An 18,763-nucleotide genomic window follows, 5' to 3' on the forward strand; every position below is an offset into this window, starting at 1 on the left:
CGCTCGGCATATCTTTCTGCAATGTTTACTACGGTTCATGAAATACGGCCTATCGCTGTAAGGCGACTTTAAAGTGACTGGTTTAAAGCACACGATGAGGGCAACCCTAAGGGCTGAAGTGTGCTGCAAGAACTACGATCCTTTCTGACGATCGACAAAAACGAAACAGACCTGAATCGCGCGCGCTTCAGAGCGCTGAGCCGGCAATTGCCGCTGATGTACGGTATCCTGTCGATCAACACGCTGGCCGTGGCCTTCACCCATATGGAGGTCGCACCGCTTTTCCAGACCTTGTTCATGCCGGTCATGGTGCTGCTATTTGCGGCCCTGCGCACCATCAAATATCTCAGGGTCCGGCACCGAGGCCTAACGGACGAAGAAGTCCTGCGCGGCCTTTATCAGACATTCTATCTGTCTTTTCCGACCGGCGTGGTGATCTGCGCCTGGGGTCTGTCCTTCTATCAATTCGGCAATGACCTGCAGCATGCCCAGATCGTCTTCTTCATCGGCGTGACCCTGCTGACGTGTGCATTCTGCCTGATGCATCTCAGGCAGGCGTCAATTGTCGTTACCGTGACCGTTTCCGTTATCACATGCGGTTTCCTCGTTTCCCTGCAGAGCATGGTCATGCTCGCTGTCGCGCTAAACCTGGCCCTCGTTGCGGTCGCCCTGTGCTCGCTCCTGCTGAACAGTGAGCGGGACTTCGCGCGCATGGTTGTCCAGCGGCGAATCCAGCGTGAGCAGCACAACCGTCTCCTCGCATTGAACGAAGAGAATGAGCGCCTGGCCAACACTGACAGCCTGACCGGGCTGGCCAATCGCCGCCAGTTCCTTGCCGAGATCGACGCGTGCGTCGAAAAGCATGAGCGTACCGGCCAGCAATTTGTCGTGGCGCTTATGGATCTTGATGGCTTCAAGCCGATCAATGACGTCTTCGGACATCCGGCCGGTGACCAGGTTCTGGTCGACACTGCGATGCGCCTGCGAAACCTGTTCAGGGGCCAGCCGGTCACGATTGCCCGCCTCGGGGGTGACGAATTCGGCCTGTTGATCCGCAATCCCGGCTCCGATGACGACGTCATGGCCATCGCCCAGATGGCCTGCGCCTCATTCGATACGCCCTTTACCTTCGACGAAGGGGCCGCCAATCTCAGTGCGACGGTCGGCATGGCTCGCTTCCCGACCGCAGCCAACAGCCGAAGCCTGCTGTTCGATCGCGCCGACTATGCCCTTTATTATGCCAAGCAGAATGCGAAATCCGAACCGGTCTTCTTCTCGCATGAGCATGAACGCCTGATCTTCGCAAACAGCGCCCTGGAACAGGCCCTGCGGCATGCCGACCTCGAGAAGGAAATGCGCGTGGAATTCCAGCCTGTCCTGGATCTCGGCTGCGGTCACACCAAAGGGCTTGAGGCGCTTGCCCGCTGGTCCTGCCCGACGCTTGGCCGGATTCGCCCGGACCTGTTCATCAAGGCGGCCGAAAATATCGGCATGATCGGGCGGCTGACCGAAGTGCTTTTCCGCAAGGCTGTGAATGAAGCCCGCCACTGGCCAGGCGAGCTGACCCTCAGTTTCAACCTGTCCGCCACAAGCCTGACCTCCGAAGCCCCGGTCATGCGGCTCCTGTCGATCGCGGACCAGCTTGGCTTCCCGACGCATCGCCTGATCTTCGAAATCACCGAATCTGCCGTGATGAACGATTTCGAAAGCGCGATGGAAGTCCTGAACCTGATCCGCAGTGCCGGGGCGCATGTCGCCATCGACGACTTCGGCACAGGCTTCTCCAGCCTTGCCTATGTGCACCGGCTGCCAATCGATATCCTGAAGATCGACCGCAGTTTCGTGCGCGACCTGCACGCCAACGAGCGCAGCAAGAACGTCCTGCGCTCGATGCTCAGCCTCTGTGAGAACCTGAACATTGCCTGCATCGTCGAAGGCGTCGAAACGCAGGAGCAGTTTGATCTCGTCTGCGACCTCGGCGGTCAGCTGATCCAAGGCTACTACTACAGCAAGCCGCTCTCATCGGGCGATGCACACATGGTCCTGCAGATCGAGTTCGACACGATGAACCGCCCGCCCCTGCGCACGGTCGTCAACCAGTAGGCTTCGGCCTAGCGGAACCAGGCGCCCGGCGCATTGGTCCTGTAGCCCAATGCCCGATAGGCCGCATCGATCAGCGACTGGCCGCGGTCATTCATCAGCAGGCCCTGCCCCATCTGCGTCATCGTATAGCTGAACGCCATGCCACATTCGGGGTCCGCGAAGCCGATATGGCCGCCCGCACCGACATGCCCGAAAGCACGGTGACCGATCACAGCGGATTCCCGGCGCCCCGGCGGCTGGCCCCGATTGTCCATCGACTTCATGAAGCCGGATGCAAACCGGGTGGGAACAAGAAGTGTCGCATCCTGCTGGGTCGCCGTCGAAACCATGCTCATCGCCTGAAGCCGCTCGGACGAGACGAGCGATCCGTCATTGCAGGCGAGCGGCGTGTACATGGCGACCTGTCCGCGCGCATTCGACAGCCCGCCAGCACCGCCGATCTCGGCCTTGTGAGCGGCCGGGTCATTGGGGCTCCATCCGCCATTATTGAGGAAGGAGAGCGCCTGAATGGAATCGGGCGCCGATAGCAGCAGCTTGGTGAAGTCCGACAGGGGATCGTCGGGCTTTGGCGCATAGGGAATAATCGGCGCGATATGCGGTGAAACCCCATCCGGCAGGCCGATCCAGAATTTCGCGCCCGTGGGCCCGGCGACCTCGTCGGCGAAAAACGTCCCGAGCGACTTGCCCGATACGCGCCGGACCAGCTCTCCGACCGTCCAGCCGAAATTCACCATGTGATAGCCATTGCGCGTACCCGGTTCCCAGAAAGGGGCCTCGTCTTCCATCCTCTTGATCATGTAGTCCCAGTCGAGAAAGCCGCCCTCACGAACCGGCTCGCGCAGGGCCGGAATGGCGCTCTCATGGTTCAGCATCATCTGGACGGTGGTGTTTTCCTTCCCGTTCTTTGCGAACTCGGGCCAGTATTTCGAAACGGGCGCGGACAGCTCCAGCTCGCCGCGGTCGACGAGGATGTGGGCACACAATGCGACCGCCGCCTTGGTACAGGAGAAAACAATGGAAACCGTGTCCTCTTGCCAGGGCTCGGCGCTGCTCGTATCTGCGACTCCACCCCATAGATCGACGACCGTCTCGCCATTCACGCTGACGCAGACTGAAGCCCCTGCCTCACCGCGCTCTTCGAAGTTCCGCTCGAACTCATCCTTCAGCTCCGCGAACTTCGGATCGCAAGACCCCTTCACCGTTCCAGCCATCGGCAGATTTCCTCCTGAGTTTCTAATTCAGAAGCAAATTGCGCCGGGAATATCGCACTGGGCAAGCCTCGCCCTAGGGAAGCCCGCGGTCAGAACAGGAAGAAGTAGACCACGAACCCGGCAAACAGGAGGATGCCGACGGCTGCGAGTTCCAGCTCATGCGCCTTCAGGACTTCCTCGGCACGCTCTCCCACCAGCATCACAAGCACCGCGAGCGCGAAATAGCGGATCGACCGCGAAAGGGTCACCGCAATTGTGAACAGCAACAGGTTGTATCCGGCTGCCCCTGCCGCCGCCACACCGACCTGGAAGGGAAACGGCGTGATGCCGATCATGAACAGGGTCGTGAACCCGTCTGCATTCAGCCTGTCCATCGTGTTCTGGTAAGCGCTCTGGGCATCGAACATGGTCACCAGTGGCTGGATTGCCTCTTTCGCAAAGGTAGCGCCCAGCCAGTACATCAGCAGGCCGCCCAGGACATTGCCCAGGAGAAGCGCTGCGGCAACAAGCCAGGCCGTCTTGCGCCGCAGGGCCATGAGCGGCAGGAAAATCGGCTCCATCGGGACAACGACGATCGTGTTTTCGACAAAGCCGATCACGACGGCGAGCGGCAACGACCACGGGCCTTTGCCCCAGGCTGAAACCTTTTCGCGCAGCGAAAACCTTTTGCGGGTAGCTGTTTGCGACATCAGATTGGCAACGGCCAACACCATGGAGCCGTTCCCCGAAAAGCTGCCAATTCGCGAATTAACTGCGCCCGCATGACAGGTGCCGGTTTGCTAAAACATGAAGGCGCGCTACCTCGGCTCGGCGAGGCTGAAAACGAAAGAGATGCGGATTTGTCAAAGAACACGCTGGAAAGGGTCTATCGGGCGCTGACCGCCGAAGATGACGGGCGTGTCTGCCTCGACATCCCGGAAAGCGCGTGCAACCACCAGCCCCGCAACTTCCTCACGCATATCGTCTCGCTTGGCGCGACCAAGACAGCTGACGGCCTGATCGATCCGAAACTGGTGCTCGCCTGGCTCCTGACACATCTTGGCGCGCCAGCGGCGTTCATAGGCCTGCTCGTCCCCGTACGCGAGTCCGGGGCGCTGCTGCCGCAACTGTTTACCGCCGCCAGCCTGCGCCGGCTGGCACAGCGCAAATGGGCATGGGCGGCCGGCAGCGTCGTCCAAGGGCTCGCCGCCATCTCGATCGCAATTGCTGCGCTCACTCTTGAAGGCGCGGCCGCGGGCGCCGCAATCATTACCGCACTCGCCATTCTCGCCCTGGCGCGAAGCGTCTGCTCGGTCACCTACAAGGACGTCCTGGGCAAGACCGTGTCCAAGTCACGCCGTGGCACGGCCACCGGGACAGCCGCCTCGATCTCCTCGCTCTTCGTCATCCTGTTCGGCCTTGCCCTGGCTTCGGGGATCTTCGATCGCTCGTCACTCGTGCCATCGGCCATTCTGGTCGCGGGCGGCCTGTGGTTGATGGCAGCGCTGCTCTTCTCCACGCTTCAGGAAGAGCCCGGCTCGACAGAGGGCGGCCGCAATCCCCTGAAAGCTGCCTGGAAGAACCTCTCGCTGCTCAAGAAAGATGCCCAGCTGCGCCGCTTCATTGCGACTCGCGGCCTGCTCATCTCGACCGCGCTGGCCCCGCCCTTCATGGTGGCCCTGTCAGCGTCGGAAACGGCGACCTCGGCCTTTGGCGGGCTTGGTCTTCTGGTCATCGCGTCTTCGGGGGCAGCGTTGCTGAGTTCGTATGTCTGGGGACGCCTGGCCGACCGGTCGAGCCGCAAGGTGCTGATCTTCTCGGCGCTCGCGGCAACGCTCGCGCTCGCGGCGACACTCATCCTGTATTTTACCGGACAGCTCCAGGCCGTCTGGGCCCTGCCGGCGGTCGTCTTCGCGCTGATGATTGCCTATCAGGGCGTGCGCCTTGGCCGCTCCACCCATCTCGTCGATATGGCAAACGAAGACACAAGGGCCGCCTATACGGCTCTGTCGAACACGATCATCGGCGTGCTGCTGGCCCTGGGGACCGTGTTCAGCCTTCTGGCCGAGGTGGCCGGTGTGGCGACTGTCATCGGCGTTCTTGCCGTCATGAGCGCGGGCGCCGCCGTCGTGGCCCTCGGCCTCGAAGAAGTGCAGGCCTCCGACAGTGAGGCTTGATCAATCCTGCAATTGCGGCACCCTGTGTCCATGAGAGTCGCCATACCGTTTGTCTTCGCCGCCCTTGCCGCCTGTTCGGGTCCGCAAAGTGCCAGCTCGCCGCTCGTTGAACAGGGCCGCGAGATCGCGCAAACCAATTGCGCGGCCTGCCATGCCCTGGATGCGACCTCCGAAAGTCCGCATGCAGACGCGCCGCCCTTCCGCACCCTGTCAGACCGCTACCCGATCGACAGCCTGCAGGAAGCCCTCGCGGAAGGCATCGTCGTTGGCCATGCCGACATGCCAGAGTTCAGCTTCGACCCGGACGAGGTCGATGCCCTGATCGCGTTCCTGGAAAGCCTTCAGGCCGAGGGCTGACCGGCCGGCCGGAGGGATAATGCTTGGCTCGACCGTTTCGCTGGAGCTTCGAGAAACGCGAACAGCTTGGCAGCTGGATCGATCAGGCCGAGGGCTTCCGGCGCCCGCACCCCGATGACCTGAACATTCTGCGCGTGTCTGCGGCCCGCATCCTGGCGATGAGCGACGGCGCCGATCTGGCTTTCATCGGCCGCTCGCCGGAAAACTTCTATGACTATCTCTGCGGTTGTTTCAGTGGCCTCGAAGGTGTGCCGTCGCTGTCGCTTGTGCCGTTTTCCATGCGCTGGGAAGGCGAAGGCGGCATCGCCGCGATACCGGCCCACAAGTTTTCAGGGCTCCGGGAAGCCTTTGAAGAAAATGGCCTGTCGCCCGCCCGAATCGCGGCCGCAAACCGGTCGACCGCACTCGTCGACATGATCGCCTATGGCGGAACGATGGGTGCGCTGGTCAAGGTCCTCCACCGCATGGCGAACGAGGACGGTACCGACTGGAATGCCGTCCAGCGGCGGCTGAAGATCATCGGCCTGAAGGTGCGCACGAAGAACAGCCCGAACACCTGGCGCTGGCAGCAGCACCAGAAATGGCTGGATCTCATTCCCGATGCTGTCATCAAAAATGTGTCGGCGCCCGCTGGCTTCGTCTTCCTGATTGCCAACACCGACGACAAGGTCACGCGCTCGTTTCATTTCGGGCGCTGGGACGAGGATAAGAGCGGCGCCGAGCCCCCTTCAGCTGAGCAGCTGCGCGCAATGAAGCAGGCCGCCTGGCTCTACGATCTTGGAAAGACCCGCGAGGAGCGTCAGCGCCTCTCACGGCTCATCGCCAAGCGCCCGGAGATGAAACAGGCGGCGACGCGCGCCCTGGTCTCCGCCCTGCGCTAGTGCGCCGAAACGATTGACACAAAACTGTCACAACACTAGCCCAGCAAGGTGTTTCCGTTGGGCGTTTTCCGTGAACTGCGTTCTCATTGATCGAGTGGGTAAAAGGTTTGCTCCGGTCGTCGCAATGCTCATTGCGGGTGCCACAGAGGCCGCCGCCCAGAACACCTCGTCAGTCTCTTCGCCGGTCGTCACCGAAGACCGCAAAGAAATAAGCTACCGCTTCGGCTGGACGCCCGGCGAAAGCGGCTCCGGCGACAGCTATGTTCACAGGTTCGACTATGGCTTCGCCCTTAATGCGCGCTCCAGCCTGAAGCTGAATGCCCGCTGGGAAGACCAGCCCGGCAGCGACTTGCGTTTCGATAACATCAATGCCGAACTGCTTTTCGAACTGACCCCTGAAACTGCCAAGGTCTGGCAAAGCGGTGTGCGTTTTGATGGGCGGATTTCCAACGGGCCGGACTCCGAGAGGATCGCCGTTCACTGGCTAAACCGCTGGAATTTCGACAATGGCGCACAATTGCGCGCGCAGCTCATCGCAAGGCGCGCCTTTGGCGGCAATGCCGACGATGCCATCGTCTTCGAAGGCCGCTCCAGCGCGTCCACCAGGCTGGGCGACGGCTACAGCATTGCCCTGCTCGGCTTTTTCGATCTTGGCACAAGCGAGGATTTCGGTCCCGGCGGACAGGACAGTCAGATCGGGCCTACAATATCCGGCCCGCTAGGGGGCAGCGGCTGGACCTGGACAGCCGGCAACCTCTTCGGAACCTCGGGCGATGCGCCGGACAATGATGTCCGGCTTTGGCTTGCGCGCGAATTCTGAGCCCTGCCCCAGCGTCGCTGATCGACAGGCCGCGCTGCTCTGCTAGGTCTGGAACGAACAGCAGATCAGGGACGGAAAACCGAACATGACAATCGACATCAAGAAGGCCGATGGCGTCTGGACGCTTAAGTTCAACCGGCCGGATCGCATGAACGCCATCAATGAACCCATGTCGGTCGAATTGCTGGAATTCTTCGAGGGGCTGCGGCGCAATCAGGACGTTCGTGTCGTGATCGTCACCGGCGAAGGTCGCGCCTTCAATGCCGGGGCAGACCTGAAAGCCATCGGCACACCGGACGCCCTGCGTGACGGCCCGAAGGGCGACTGGCGGCTTCGCGACACGATCAAGGCCATGCGCGCCTGCCCACAACCGATCATCTCGCTCGTCAATGGCGCGGCGGCGGGCGGCGGTCTGGCGCTGGCCCTCGCCAGCGACATCATCATTGCCTCGACCAAGGCGAGCTTCGTCCCGGCCTTCATCAAGATCGGCCTGTCGGGATCTGAGCTTGGCGTCAGCTGGCGCCTTCAGCGCACAATGGGCATCTCGAAGGCACGGGAGTTCCTGTTCACCTCGCGGCCGATGTCGGCCGAGCAGGCCCTGGAAAACGGCATCGTTTCCGCGGTCGTCGAACCCGATGAGCTCATCGCCTATGGCGACCAGCTTGCCACCGAAATGCTGCAAGCGGCGCCGGATGCGCTTCGCGTGACCAAACGCACCCTGGACGCCGCTCTGGAGATGTCCGACCCGGCGCTGCTGATGGAGCTGGAAGAGCGCTCGCAGTCTTCCTTCGTTCGCCGGAACATTCGCGGCCGCGCCGGCTAGTCGAAGACGACGACCTGCCGGGCGACGGTGCCCTTGTTATCCTTGAGGTTCTGCAGCGCGCCGGTGATGCCCTCCAGGCCGATCCGGTCAGAGACGAGATCGTCGAGGTGCAGCCGGTCCTGCTTGTAGAGTTCGATCAGGCGGGGGAAGTCAATCCGGAACCGGTTCGAACCCATGACGGCCCCTTGCAGGCGCTTCTCGGTGACCAGCAGCTCGATGCCCGGCACCTCGATGTTCACGCCGGGCGGGATCATCCCGATGATCGTCGAAACACCGCGCGGGCGAAGCATCATATAGGCCTGCTCGGCCGTCTGCTTGAGGCCGATACATTCGAAGGAATAGTGCACGCCGCCGCCCGTCAGCTCTTTCACCTGCTCGACAGGGTCACCCTTCTTGGGATTGACGAAATCGGTCGCGCCGAACTTCTTCGCCATGGCGAGTTTCTCGTCAGCGAGGTCCACCGCGATGATGCGCGAGGCGCCCGCAATCGCCGCACCATTGATGGTCGACAGCCCCACACCGCCGCAGCCCACCACGGCCACGGTCGAGCCGGGCTCGACCTGCGCAGCATGGAAGACCGAACCGACGCCGGTGATGACACCGCAGCCGATCAGCGCGGCCCGGTCCATCGGCATTTCGGGATCGATGGCGCAGAGCGTGTTCTCGTGAACGAGGATCTGCTCGGCAAAGGACGACAGGTTCAGGAACTGGTTCACCGGCTTTCCGCCAGCGCTGAGCCGCGGCTCGGCGCCCTCTTCCCGATTGAAGAAGTCCCGGTTCACCGTGTGGCACACCGACATGTGGCCGGACAGGCAGAACTCGCAGGACCCGCAGAAGGGCGAAAGGATCGACACGACATGGTCGCCGGGTTTCACGGCGCTCACCATGGAGCCGACCTGTTCAACGACCCCGGCGCTCTCATGGCCGAGGATGACCGGCAGTTCCGCCGGGAAGGCGCCATCCCAGAAGTGCACATCCGAATGGCAGACGCCGACAGCTTTCAGGCGCACCAGCACCTCGCGCGGGCCGGGCTTTGAAATGGTCACATCCTCGATCGACAGGGGCTCGTTCGGCGCCCGCATCACGGCAGCTTTCATGGGTTCTCCTCCGGTGTTTCCTCGCACCATCGTCCCGGCGGCGTCTTTGTTCGCGCCGCTCAGTCCGACATGCAGGGTTACACTGTCAGGACACCCGTCCCTTGGAAAGCCTGTCCTAGCGAGAGGCCAGGACGGTCATCCGACCAACTACTTGTCCAGGCACCAGCGCATGATGGCCTTCTGGGCGTGGAGGCGGTTTTCGGCTTCGTCGAAGACAAGGGAGTTTGGCCCGTCGATGACTTCACTGTCGACTTCCTCGCCCCTGTGGGCCGGCAGGCAATGCAGGAATTTCGCGCCGGGCTGGGCGAGGTCCATCAGCTCCTCGGTCACGGCGAAGGGCTCCAGCTCTTCCAGGCGTTCATCGGCGTCGGTATCGCCCATGGAGACGAAAGTGTCAGCGATCACGACGTCCGCGCCGGCGACGGCATCCTCGGCGGTGTCGTAAATCTCGACCCGGCCCTGAAGCTCGCGGGCCAGGTCGACATCATCCTCTTCCGGCGCATAGCGGTCCGGCGTGCCGATGGCGAGGGTGAAGCCGAACTTGGCAGATGCGTGGATGAAGGAAGAGCAGACATTGTTGCCGTCCCCGACCCAGGCCAGCCGCGCGCCCTTCAGGTCGAGGCCATGCTCTTCCAGCGTCAAGAGGTCCGCCATGATCTGGCAAGGGTGGGAGCGATCCGTCAGCCCGTTGATCACCGGGACGGAGGCCGACTCGGCAAAGTCTTCCACGTCGGAATGATCATTCGCCCGGATCATGACGAGGTCGACATAGCGCGAGAGGACGCGCGCAGTATCGCCAATGCTCTCGCCGCGGCCGAGCTGCATATCGCCCGAATTCATCACGATGGAGGAGCCGCCAAGCTGGCGGATACCGACATCGAAACTGGTGCGCGTGCGCGTCGATGACTTCTCGAAGATCATCGCCAGGATGTGCCCGTCCAGCGGCGCGCCCTCGTCGACCTTGCCTTTCGGCCAGCCCGCACGGGCCGACTTCATGGCATGAGCCTCATCCAGGATGGCGCGCAGCTCAGAACTCTCGAGCTGCCATAGATCGATAAAATGCCGGATAGCCATCTGCCCTCCTGCCGAAACACCGTGCGTTCAAGAACCAAAGCGCGCGCCATAATGGAAAATGGGCGTCATGCAAAGAGGTGCCCGGACACAACTGCCAATTGCGGGGGCGCCGACCGTCTGCACGCCTGCGACTTGCCAGCCCCCGGTTTGCCTATAGTTTCACTGGGATGAACGATGCGAGCGCGGTCACCGCAACACAAGCCAGGAATATTCCACAGGATGGCCCGTTGCTATTCGGCTGCACGCTCGACGGCGAGGGCGGCTGCGCCCTGACCGACTGGGCCACAGCGCGGGACTGGGACGGCGAGATCGCCGGCAAGCCCCTGTGGCTGCACCTCGACCGGGTATATGGAGGCCTCGACGACTGGCTGGATGCGCGACTCGACCTGAATGAGGCGACGGCCGACCTGCTGCTGTCCAACGAGACCCGGCCGCGGGCCTTCCTTGAAGACGATGCGCTGATCACCGTCCTGCGCGGCATCAATTTCAATCCAGGCGCCGAACCTGAAGACATGATCGCAATGCAGATCTGGTGTGACGGTACGCGCCTCATCACCTTGCGCCGCCGCCCGCTGCAAACCCCGCGCGACATTCTCGCCGAACTGCTGGCCGGCAAGGGCGCCAGCACGATCGGTGACCTGTTTACGGCCCTTCTCGAGCAGATGGTCGCCAAGATGAACCGCGCCATTGTCGACATGAACGATCATATCGATGCGATGGAGGCGCTGGACGAAGACGAGCGCGATACCGACGCCATGCTCACCCGGATCGCCGACATCCGGCGCAACTGCCTCGCCCTGAAACGTTACATGTCCCCACAGCACGAAGCGCTGGTCCTCATCCATAAGACACCGCCGGCCTGGCTTTCGGAAGAGAACCTTGCCGACATCCGCGAGACGGTCGAACGGCTGAAGCGCTATCTCGAAGACCTCGACGTGTCGAAGGAGAGCGCGCTGGTGCTGCAGGACGACCTTAATAACCGCGCCGCCGCGAAGATGAACCAGACGATGTACATGCTGTCCATCGTGGCAGCGATCTTCCTGCCGCTCGGCTTCATCACCGGCCTGCTGGGCATCAATGTCGGCGGCATGCCGGGCGTCAATTCCAGCTATGCCTTCTGGATAACGGTCGGCATGCTCGTGACCCTGCTGGGTCTGCAATTCTGGATCTTCAGGAAACTGAAATGGCTATAGCAAACTCAATATTTTCACTGGCGCCTTTCCGGGGCGTGCAGCAAACGCCCGCCGAGAATGGCGGCGACGTCGTGGAATCCCACTTCGACTGGGACAGCATCCGCCAGAGCGCCATCGACAGCTACAGCGCGTTCAGTGAGAACTTCATTTCCTGGGGCTCGCTCTGGCAACTTTGTGCCTTTGTCGCGGCGGTCGCGCTCGGTTGGCTGTGCTCGCGCTACCCGGCTGGCCGCCTGCGTAAGTTCGCCGAAGGACGCGAGCATCACGACGTCCTCGCGAGGCTCGCGATTTCGCTCGCCCGTATCGTGTGGCCAGCTTTCATCGTCATCTTTCTCTGGATCGCCACGGCCAGCTTTGAAGCGACCGACCTCTCCAATGCCGGCCTGCGTATCGCTGCCAGCCTGATGAATGCCTGGATTGTCGTGCGGTTTGTCACCTCGAACATGAAGGAAGGCTTCTGGCAGGGCGCCATCGCGGTTCTCGCCTGGACCGTGGCTGCCCTCTATATTCTCCGCCTGCTCGGCCCGGCGACCGAGGCGCTGAACGCAGCCGCCTTCACTGTTGCCGGCGTGAAGATCACGCTGCTGCGCGTCATCACCAGCGTCATCATAGCGATTGTTGCGCTCTGGCTCGGGCGGATCGCCGGTGACGCGGCGCAATCCCAGCTGCGCTCGAACAAGGCGCTCAACCCATCCATGGCGGGCCTGCTCGGCCAGGTGCTGAAAGTCGCCTTCATGACGGTGGCCATCCTGATCGCCCTGTCGACCCTCGGTGTGAACCTGACCGCGCTGACCGTCTTCGGCGGCGCCCTCGGCGTCGGTATTGGCTTCGGCCTTCAGTCAATCTTCTCGAACTTCATATCGGGCGTGATCATTCTTTTCGAACGCTCTGTAAAAGTTGGAGATTTCATTGAACTTCAGTCAGGCGTGACGGGCCTGGTGAAAGAGATCAACATCCGCTCCACGCTGGTCACCACCAATGACAATGTCGACATCCTCGTCCCCAATGAGGAGTTCATCAAGGCGCAGGTCATCAACTGGACCCTGCGCGATGCGCGCCGGCGGATGCACGTCGAATTCGGCGTGGCCTATGCCTCGGACAAGGAGGAGGTCAAGAAGGCCGCCCTCGAAGCGGCTGAGGCCGTTCCGTGGACGTATGACGATACGCCGGGCCGTGAGCCGCAGGTCTGGCTCACCGGCTTCGGCGACTCCGCGCTGGACTTTGAGCTCGTCATCTGGCTGACCGAAGAGGCCGTGAAAAAGCCGTCGCGGGTCAAGGCTGACTATTACTGGGCGCTGCACACCGCACTGACCAAGTACGGCATCGAGATACCCTTCCCGCAGCGCGACCTCAATTTCCGGAACATGGGCGAATTCACCCTCCGCAAACCAGAACCGGACAGCGGAGACTAGGTTCAGTCCAGCCAGTTCATGGCCGCTTCAAGTGCGATGTCGTGGCCATTCCCGTTGTCGGCGACAACCGCTTCTGCAGGGCGCCAGTGGTGGCGGTCGATGCCGGAGAGGTGCATGAGATTATAGGTCGGTATTCGCAGGCTCATGCCGCTGCCGGGGAGCTCGAAGCCGCTTACTCCGCCGGCCAGCCCGGCCATGGGCGAGCCAAATACGCGGCCCCGGCGAAGCCCGTCAAAGCCGACCGCCATGCCCTCCCCCATGCTGCCCGTCCAGCGGCCCGCAAGCACGGCCAGCTTGCCCCGCACCCGCCAAGGTCCGCGTGAGGCAGCATAGCGGACCGGCTCACCTTGCCAGCGAGGACCGGATTTCTGGTAGGGCTTCACGCCCGAAATGAACCGGCCGAGAATGGGTTCAGCAACATCGGTATTACCGCCGCCGGGCGTATTCCGCAGATCGATGATCCAGCCATCGGCACCGCGCAAGGCTTCCAACGCCGCATCGAAGGCCTCCACAGTGAGGTCGTCGTCAAGCGAATCCTCAAACCGGATATAGCCGATATTGCCTGGCAGGCGCCGGGCCGTAACCAGACGATTGGCCGGAGCGGGTTCGGGCTGTTCGACAGCGAACGCCTGCACACCGTCCTGCCGCCGGATCGTAAATTGCCGAGGAGCGCCGCGATAACCGGCGGCCTCGGCGTTGAGCGCCCATTCAAGACGCGCGTCTGGCACCTGCGTCCGGCCAGCCTGTATGCGCGTCATGGCCGCGCCCGGCACCGGGTCTCCATTGATAGCCAGCACGACATCCCCGACCTGCAATCCCGCCAGGGCTGCTCCAGAGTCAGGCCGTACGGCACCGATCACGGCCTCGCCATTTTGCCATTCGATCCAGAGGTCACTGCCGGACGGCACGAGGCGCGGGGAGACCGCCGAATTGGTGTTCAGCGACACATGATTGTCCCACAGCTGGTCTATCAACCGCTCAAGAAGCGCTAGGTGGCCAGCCTGTCCCAGCACCAGCGGGCTCTCTGCCTCGGCCCGGGCCTGCAGGCAGGCCTCCTCCCATGCGTCCCGGCGCGTCTCGTAGTAGGCATATCGGGTGGCCACGAGATGGCAGACGGCATTGACGTCCTGAAGGATGGCCGCAGTCTGATCGCTACTTGTATCCTGAGCGAAGACAGGCGCGCAGAAGGAACCTTGGGCGAAGACCACAAGGGCTGCGAAGACGTGAAAAACCGGTTTTATGCTGAACTCCCTGAAAGTCGGCACCCCTGACCAAGCCTCGCGAGAATGGCGTCCGCCTTCCCGCTTGTCGATTTTCCAGATGATGAAACTGTAGACCGCTTCGGGGTCCGTGCATGGCCCGTCAGTGATGCCTGATCCGGATCGCCTTGCCGAGCGCAAAGCCGATACCCACGCAGATGGCGATCAGAATGATCCGGCTGGTCGCAAATTCGAAACCGAGAAAATTGACGTGGATCGACGCCATGTTCTGGACGGCAAAAACGACCAGAAGAATGACCAAGCCGATTGCGATCCAGTGTCTTGCCTGTTTCATGACGCTGCTTTCCTCATTCTTCCACCAGTTGTCTCCGACCTTAGCCTAACGCCGCAGGCGACAGGATTCCAGACTGGCGCGCTGGGCCCTCGCGAGCAGCCGTGATTGACGCTGCGTCCCGGCTTGCGATGCCCCGCCCGGTGCCTAACTCTTTCGAAAACAAAGGGAGGTCTCACCATGAAGCTTTATAATTCCGTTGGCCCGAATCCGCACGTGGTCCGCATGTTCATGGCTGAGCGCGGTATTTCAGTACCGCTCGAGGAGATCGACATCATGGGCGGTGCCAACCGCCAGGAGCCGTATCTCTCCGTCAATCCGGCCGGTCAGATGCCAGCCCTTGTCCTCGACGATGGCAGCCTGCTGACCGAAATCACCGCGATCTGCGAGTACCTGGACGAAACCCAGCCCGGCAAGAGCCTCATCGGCGCCACGCCCGAGGAGCGCGCCCAGACGCGGCGCTGGACCCGCTGGGTCGATCTCAACATCATCGAGCCACTGACGGCCGGCTTCCGTTATGCCGAGGGCCTGCCCATGTTCAAGGACCGGATGCGCTGTCTTCCGGAGGCCGCAGACGGGCTGAAGGCGATCGCGCAGGACAAGCTCGCCTTCCTCGACCTGCAGCTGGAAAGCCGCGAATGGGTCGCCGGTGACAAGTTCACCCTCGCCGACGTCATGCTCTTCGCTTTCCTCGCGTTCGGCGAGCAGGTTGGCCAGCCGCTGAACCGCGACCTCAAGAATGTCGCGAAATGGTATGACAAGATGGCCGCGCGGGAGAGTGTCGTCGCCTGAGCGCCGGGACTACTCCACGTCCGCCTCGGCGGCCTGCTCTTCGTCGCAGATCTCGATCAGGCGATTGAGCTTGGTCACGAAAGCGTCGAGGCCGTCGGCGCCAAACTCCTTTTCGATGCGGGCATTGATCGACAGGGCCTGCTTGCCGGCTTTGTCGATCGCCGCCTCACCCTCTTTCGTCAGGGTCAGCACCCAGGATCGGCTATCGGTCTTGCTGCGGGCCTTGGCCAGCATGCCGAGGCCGATGAGACGGCGAACCATGGCAGTGATGGCGCTGTCGTTCAGGCGCAGGTCCCGCGCGAGCCTTGTCTGGTTGAGTTCTTTTGCCGCAGCCACGCGCGTCAGCACACCCAGCTGCGGGCCAGTAATACCAGCCACTTCAACGAGTTGGCGGTCAGTAACCTTGCGAAGCAGCTGCGCCGCGATCTGGAGCCTGGAATAGAGCCTCGGATTTTTTGTTCTTGTTGCCATGTCCCGCCCTTGCGCCGCCCTGCCTCGGCGGATATACTTCACTAGTGAAACAATAGCCGTTCTGGGCATAAACGCAAATTCGCTGCCCCGGCCTCGAATCCTTCACGCTAGAGTCTCTGGGAGGAGAAGAAAACCATGGATACCGGAAGCCTTGAAAAGATGGATGTGCGCGATCCGCTGAATGACCTGCGCATGTCGGAAGAAGCAGTGCCGCTCTATGAGCACGTCAAGAAGTTCATCGCCGAGGAAGTCGAGCCGATGAGCATCAAGTTCCACGAGCTCGGCGAGGGCCGCAAGGACCGCTGGTCCTATGTCGACGGCCAGCTGGAAATGCTCGAAGCGGTCAAGAACAAGGCCAAGGAACAAGGTCTCTGGAACTTCTTCCTGCCAAACGCGGAGACGGGTGAAGGCCTGTCCAACCTGGACTACGCCTATATCGCTGCCGAGCTTGGCAAGAACCGGCTCGCCTCGGAATGCCTGAACTGCTCGGCCCCCGACACCGGCAACATGGAAGTGCTGGAACGCGTCGGCACGCCGGAGCAGAAAGAGAAGTGGCTGAAGCCGCTGCTCAACGGCGAGATCCGCTCCGCCTTCGCGATGACCGAACCCGGCACCGCCTGCTCCGACGCCCGCAATGTCCGTACCCAGGCTGTCCTGAAGGATGGCCAGTGGGTCATCAATGGCGAGAAATACTACGCCTCGGGTGCCGGTGACCCGCGCTGCAAGATCATGATCGTCATGGTCCAGACGGACCCGGATGGCCCGTCCCACCAGCAGCAGTCGCAGATCCTCGTCCCGATCGACACGCCCGGCGTGGAAGTCCTCGAAGGCATGCAGGTCTTCGGCAAGGATGACGCCCCGCACGGCCACATGCATATCCGCTTCACGGATGTGAAAGTGCCGGAGGAGAACATCCTGCTCGGCGTTGGCCGCGGCTTCGAGATTTCGCAGCTGCGCCTCGGCCCGGGCCGCATCCACCACTGCATGCGTTCCATCGGCGCGGGCGAAAAGGCCCTCGACCTGATGATCGATCGTGGCATGTCGCGCGACGCCTTCGGCCAGCCGCTTGCCCGGCTTGGCGGCAACCTCGAGAAGATCTCGCGGGCCCGTATCGAGCTTGAGGCGATGAAGCTGATGGTGCTGAAAGCCGCCAAGGCGATGGACGTCCTCGGCAACAAGGAAGCGCGCGTCTGGATCTCGATGGTGAAAGCCATGGTGCCGGAACGCGTCTGCAAGATCATCGACGACGCGATCCAGATGCATGGCGCAACCGGTGTCTCGCAATGGACCCCGCTCGCCGACATGTACACCAGCCAGCGCACGCTGCGTCTGGCCGATGGCCCGGACGAGGTTCACCACATGGTGGTCGGCCGCAACGAGCTTGGCCGCATGGGCATGAAGAAAGCGACGAAGGGCTAGGACCTCCCTCCAACCCCTTCATCGACAGAAAGCCGGCACCTTGTCAGGGGTGCCGGCTTTTTTATTGACTGCGAAGGTGCGGAACGAACCTAGCTTTCCATCTCCCATTCGGAGAGGGCCTGGTCGATGACGCCGACGGCTTCGCGCACATCTTCATCGGAGATGATCAACGGCGGTGCGAGGCGCAGGACGTTGGCCCCGGCGACACCGACGAGCAAGTTCTTCTCGCGGCAGGCATTCTGTACCGGTTTCGGCGCGGCTTTCAGCTTCAGTCCGGTGAGCAGGCCCTTGCCGGTTACGGACTCGACCTTGTCGGGGTGGCTGTCGGCGAGGCTCTTCAGCCCCTGGGCAACCGTGCCGGAGACGCGGCGCACCTCAGCCAGAAAGGCTTCGTCGGAGATGATGTCCCACACCGCATTGCCAACGGCCATGGCGAGCGGGTTGCCGCCATAGGTCGACCCGTGCGAGCCCGGCTGCATCGGCAGGCCGACCTCCTCGGTCATCAGGCAGGCGCCGAGCGGGAAGCCGCCGCCAATTCCCTTGGCGAGGCACATAATGTCCGGCTGGGCATTCTCGGCCCATTCAAAGGCGAAGAGCTGGCCCGTCCGGCCCATGCCGCACTGGATCTCGTCATAGATGAGCAGCGCACCGCGCTCGTCGCAGAGCTTGCGCAGGCCGGTGAGGCACTCTTCCGGCATGGCGCGCACGCCGCCTTCGCCCTGCACCGGCTCGACGAAGACGGCCGCCGTCTTGTCGGTCACGGCCGTATCGAGCGCGTCATGGTCGCCCCACTCGATCTGGGTAAAGCCTTCGATTGGCGGGCCGAAGCCTTCCAGGTATTTCGGATTGCCGCCGGCATTGATCGCGCCGAGCGAACGGCCATGGAAGGCGCCGGTGAAGGTGACGAATTCGATGCGCTCCTCATCGCCCTTGGACCAGTGATACTTGCGCGCCGCCTTGAGTGCGCACTCGACCGCCTCGGTGCCGGAATTTGTGAAGAAGACCCTGTCGGCGAAGGTGCGGGCACAGATCTTGTCGGCCAGCTGTTCGCCAGCCGGCACGCGAAACATGTTCGACAGGTGCCAGAGCTTCTTGCCCTGCTCGGTGAGCGCCTCAACCAGTTTCGGGTGCGAATGGCCGAGCGCGTTGACGGCAATGCCGGCGATGAAGTCGAGATACTCGGCGCCCTCTTCGGTATAGAGGCGCACGCCCTCGCCTCGCACGAACACTTCCGATGGCGGTGCGTAGACGGGCATGATGTGGGCGCGCGGATCTGACATGTCTTGAAACTCCAATGTTTATCTTGCCAGCGAAGCCATCCGCATGGCTGGGGCCGGTGCCAAAGTCAACACGAGGCCCCTATACCGCGGACAGGGAAAGCTGTCGGTCTGGAAGAAATGCCA

Annotated in this window: 18 protein-coding genes; 10 read left to right on the top strand and 8 right to left on the bottom strand. The window is 62.3% G+C overall.

Annotation, left to right across the window (positions count from 1 at the left end; all coding sequences use genetic code 11):
* The first annotated feature begins 216 nt into the window (after window positions 1–216).
* Window positions 217–2,103 (top strand): putative bifunctional diguanylate cyclase/phosphodiesterase, encoded by a 1,887-nt coding sequence (locus tag D1223_RS14125; protein ID WP_233353190.1) that lies wholly within the window; start codon window positions 217–219, stop codon window positions 2,101–2,103.
* An 8-nt stretch (window positions 2,104–2,111) separates the two neighbouring features.
* Here the strand turns inward: D1223_RS14125 and D1223_RS14130 are convergent, their stop codons facing one another.
* Both D1223_RS14130 and D1223_RS14135 read right to left on the bottom strand, forming a co-directional pair.
* Window positions 2,112–3,314, bottom strand: a complete 1,203-nt coding sequence (locus D1223_RS14130; protein WP_119377048.1) for a serine hydrolase domain-containing protein — start codon at window positions 3,312–3,314, stop codon at window positions 2,112–2,114.
* 89 nt (window positions 3,315–3,403) lie between these two features.
* Complete coding sequence (locus D1223_RS14135) at window positions 3,404–4,027, bottom strand: YqaA family protein (RefSeq protein WP_119377049.1); 624 nt, start codon at window positions 4,025–4,027, stop codon at window positions 3,404–3,406.
* Between the two features lie 126 nt (window positions 4,028–4,153).
* Here D1223_RS14135 and D1223_RS14140 point away from each other — a divergent pair, with 126 nt between their 5' ends.
* The 5 genes from D1223_RS14140 to D1223_RS14160 all read left to right on the top strand — a co-directional run bounded on the left by D1223_RS14140 (window position 4,154) and on the right by D1223_RS14160 (window position 8,351).
* A complete protein-coding gene (locus D1223_RS14140) occupies window positions 4,154–5,470 on the top strand; it encodes an MFS transporter (RefSeq protein ID WP_233353175.1) in 1,317 nt (438 codons plus the stop codon).
* Window positions 5,471–5,500: 30 nt separating this feature from the next.
* On the top strand, window positions 5,501–5,827 hold the full coding sequence (locus tag D1223_RS14145) for a c-type cytochrome (RefSeq protein ID WP_119377051.1): 327 nt from the start codon (window positions 5,501–5,503) through the stop codon (window positions 5,825–5,827).
* Between the two features lie 23 nt (window positions 5,828–5,850).
* A complete protein-coding gene (locus tag D1223_RS14150) occupies window positions 5,851–6,708 on the top strand; it encodes a hypothetical protein (protein WP_119377052.1) in 858 nt (285 codons plus the stop codon).
* A gap of 124 nt (window positions 6,709–6,832) precedes the next feature.
* Window positions 6,833–7,528 carry a hypothetical protein gene (locus D1223_RS14155; protein WP_119377053.1) on the top strand — a complete coding sequence of 232 codons (696 nt, stop codon included), beginning with the start codon at window positions 6,833–6,835 and terminating at the stop codon, window positions 7,526–7,528.
* Between the two features lie 85 nt (window positions 7,529–7,613).
* Window positions 7,614–8,351 (top strand): enoyl-CoA hydratase/isomerase family protein, encoded by a 738-nt coding sequence (locus D1223_RS14160; RefSeq protein WP_119377054.1) that lies wholly within the window; start codon window positions 7,614–7,616, stop codon window positions 8,349–8,351.
* Here the strand turns inward: D1223_RS14160 and D1223_RS14165 are convergent.
* Together D1223_RS14165 and argF are read right to left on the bottom strand one after the other, a co-directional pair.
* Window positions 8,348–9,448, bottom strand: a complete 1,101-nt coding sequence (locus D1223_RS14165; protein ID WP_119377055.1) for a Zn-dependent alcohol dehydrogenase — start codon at window positions 9,446–9,448, stop codon at window positions 8,348–8,350. The genes D1223_RS14160 and D1223_RS14165 overlap by 4 nt on opposite strands.
* A 147-nt stretch (window positions 9,449–9,595) precedes the next feature.
* Window positions 9,596–10,522, bottom strand: a complete 927-nt coding sequence (gene argF, locus D1223_RS14170; protein ID WP_119377056.1) for an ornithine carbamoyltransferase — start codon at window positions 10,520–10,522, stop codon at window positions 9,596–9,598.
* Window positions 10,523–10,749: 227 nt separating this feature from the next.
* Here argF and D1223_RS14175 point away from each other — a divergent pair, with 227 nt between their 5' ends.
* Both D1223_RS14175 and D1223_RS14180 read left to right on the top strand, forming a co-directional pair.
* A complete protein-coding gene (locus D1223_RS14175; RefSeq protein ID WP_233353176.1) occupies window positions 10,750–11,715 on the top strand; it encodes a zinc transporter ZntB in 966 nt (321 codons plus the stop codon).
* Window positions 11,706–13,127 (top strand): mechanosensitive ion channel family protein, encoded by a 1,422-nt coding sequence (locus D1223_RS14180; RefSeq protein ID WP_119377058.1) that lies wholly within the window; start codon window positions 11,706–11,708, stop codon window positions 13,125–13,127. The genes D1223_RS14175 and D1223_RS14180 overlap by 10 nt, the downstream gene beginning before the upstream one ends.
* Before the next feature lie 2 nt (window positions 13,128–13,129).
* On the opposite strand, the gene D1223_RS14185 is transcribed toward D1223_RS14180, so the two are convergent.
* Together D1223_RS14185 and D1223_RS14190 are read right to left on the bottom strand one after the other, a co-directional pair.
* Window positions 13,130–14,392 carry a S41 family peptidase gene (locus D1223_RS14185; RefSeq protein ID WP_119377059.1) on the bottom strand — a complete coding sequence of 421 codons (1,263 nt, stop codon included), beginning with the start codon at window positions 14,390–14,392 and terminating at the stop codon, window positions 13,130–13,132.
* 97 nt (window positions 14,393–14,489) lie between these two features.
* Window positions 14,490–14,681 (bottom strand): LapA family protein, encoded by a 192-nt coding sequence (locus D1223_RS14190; protein WP_119377060.1) that lies wholly within the window; start codon window positions 14,679–14,681, stop codon window positions 14,490–14,492.
* A gap of 177 nt (window positions 14,682–14,858) precedes the next feature.
* Here D1223_RS14190 and D1223_RS14195 point away from each other — a divergent pair, with 177 nt between their 5' ends.
* The gene (locus D1223_RS14195) at window positions 14,859–15,470 is read left to right on the top strand and encodes a glutathione S-transferase family protein (RefSeq protein ID WP_119377061.1); all 612 of its coding nucleotides are present in this window, start codon (window positions 14,859–14,861) and stop codon (window positions 15,468–15,470) included.
* 9 nt (window positions 15,471–15,479) lie between these two features.
* Here the strand turns inward: D1223_RS14195 and D1223_RS14200 are convergent, their stop codons facing one another.
* Window positions 15,480–15,941, bottom strand: coding sequence for a MarR family winged helix-turn-helix transcriptional regulator (locus D1223_RS14200; RefSeq protein ID WP_158588495.1), 462 nt, complete (start codon window positions 15,939–15,941; stop codon window positions 15,480–15,482).
* Window positions 15,942–16,076: 135 nt separating this feature from the next.
* On the opposite strand from D1223_RS14200, the gene D1223_RS14205 reads away from it, so the two are divergent.
* Window positions 16,077–17,360: an acyl-CoA dehydrogenase family protein gene (locus tag D1223_RS14205; protein WP_119377063.1), complete on the top strand. Its 1,284-nt coding sequence runs from the start codon at window positions 16,077–16,079 to the stop codon at window positions 17,358–17,360.
* 89 nt (window positions 17,361–17,449) lie between these two features.
* On the opposite strand, the gene D1223_RS14210 is transcribed toward D1223_RS14205, so the two are convergent.
* Window positions 17,450–18,640 carry an aspartate aminotransferase family protein gene (locus D1223_RS14210; protein WP_119377064.1) on the bottom strand — a complete coding sequence of 397 codons (1,191 nt, stop codon included), beginning with the start codon at window positions 18,638–18,640 and terminating at the stop codon, window positions 17,450–17,452.
* Window positions 18,641–18,763: the final 123 nt, after the last annotated feature.

The sequence above is a fragment of the Henriciella mobilis genome (assembly GCF_003576285.1).
GTDB classification, from domain to species: domain Bacteria; phylum Pseudomonadota; class Alphaproteobacteria; order Caulobacterales; family Hyphomonadaceae; genus Henriciella; species Henriciella mobilis.

Excerpts from the sequence above, each read along its gene's own strand:
- D1223_RS14165 (WP_119377055.1), bottom strand. The coding sequence starts at position 9,448 with ATGAAAGCTGCCGTGATGCGGGCGCCGAACGAGCCCCTGTCGATCGAG.
- D1223_RS14160 (WP_119377054.1), top strand. The coding sequence starts at position 7,614 with ATGACAATCGACATCAAGAAGGCCGATGGCGTCTGGACGCTTAAGTTC.
- D1223_RS14130 (WP_119377048.1), bottom strand. The coding sequence starts at position 3,314 with ATGGCTGGAACGGTGAAGGGGTCTTGCGATCCGAAGTTCGCGGAGCTG.
- D1223_RS14200 (WP_158588495.1), bottom strand. The coding sequence starts at position 15,941 with ATGGCAACAAGAACAAAAAATCCGAGGCTCTATTCCAGGCTCCAGATC.
- D1223_RS14180 (WP_119377058.1), top strand. The coding sequence starts at position 11,706 with ATGGCTATAGCAAACTCAATATTTTCACTGGCGCCTTTCCGGGGCGTG.
- argF (WP_119377056.1), bottom strand. The coding sequence starts at position 10,522 with ATGGCTATCCGGCATTTTATCGATCTATGGCAGCTCGAGAGTTCTGAG.
- D1223_RS14210 (WP_119377064.1), bottom strand. The coding sequence starts at position 18,640 with ATGTCAGATCCGCGCGCCCACATCATGCCCGTCTACGCACCGCCATCG.
- D1223_RS14135 (WP_119377049.1), bottom strand. The coding sequence starts at position 4,027 with ATGGTGTTGGCCGTTGCCAATCTGATGTCGCAAACAGCTACCCGCAAA.
- D1223_RS14145 (WP_119377051.1), top strand. The coding sequence starts at position 5,501 with ATGAGAGTCGCCATACCGTTTGTCTTCGCCGCCCTTGCCGCCTGTTCG.
- D1223_RS14195 (WP_119377061.1), top strand. The coding sequence starts at position 14,859 with ATGAAGCTTTATAATTCCGTTGGCCCGAATCCGCACGTGGTCCGCATG.
- D1223_RS14205 (WP_119377063.1), top strand. The coding sequence starts at position 16,077 with ATGGATACCGGAAGCCTTGAAAAGATGGATGTGCGCGATCCGCTGAAT.
- D1223_RS14190 (WP_119377060.1), bottom strand. The coding sequence starts at position 14,681 with ATGAAACAGGCAAGACACTGGATCGCAATCGGCTTGGTCATTCTTCTG.
- D1223_RS14155 (WP_119377053.1), top strand. The coding sequence starts at position 6,833 with ATGCTCATTGCGGGTGCCACAGAGGCCGCCGCCCAGAACACCTCGTCA.
- D1223_RS14125 (WP_233353190.1), top strand. The coding sequence starts at position 217 with ATGTACGGTATCCTGTCGATCAACACGCTGGCCGTGGCCTTCACCCAT.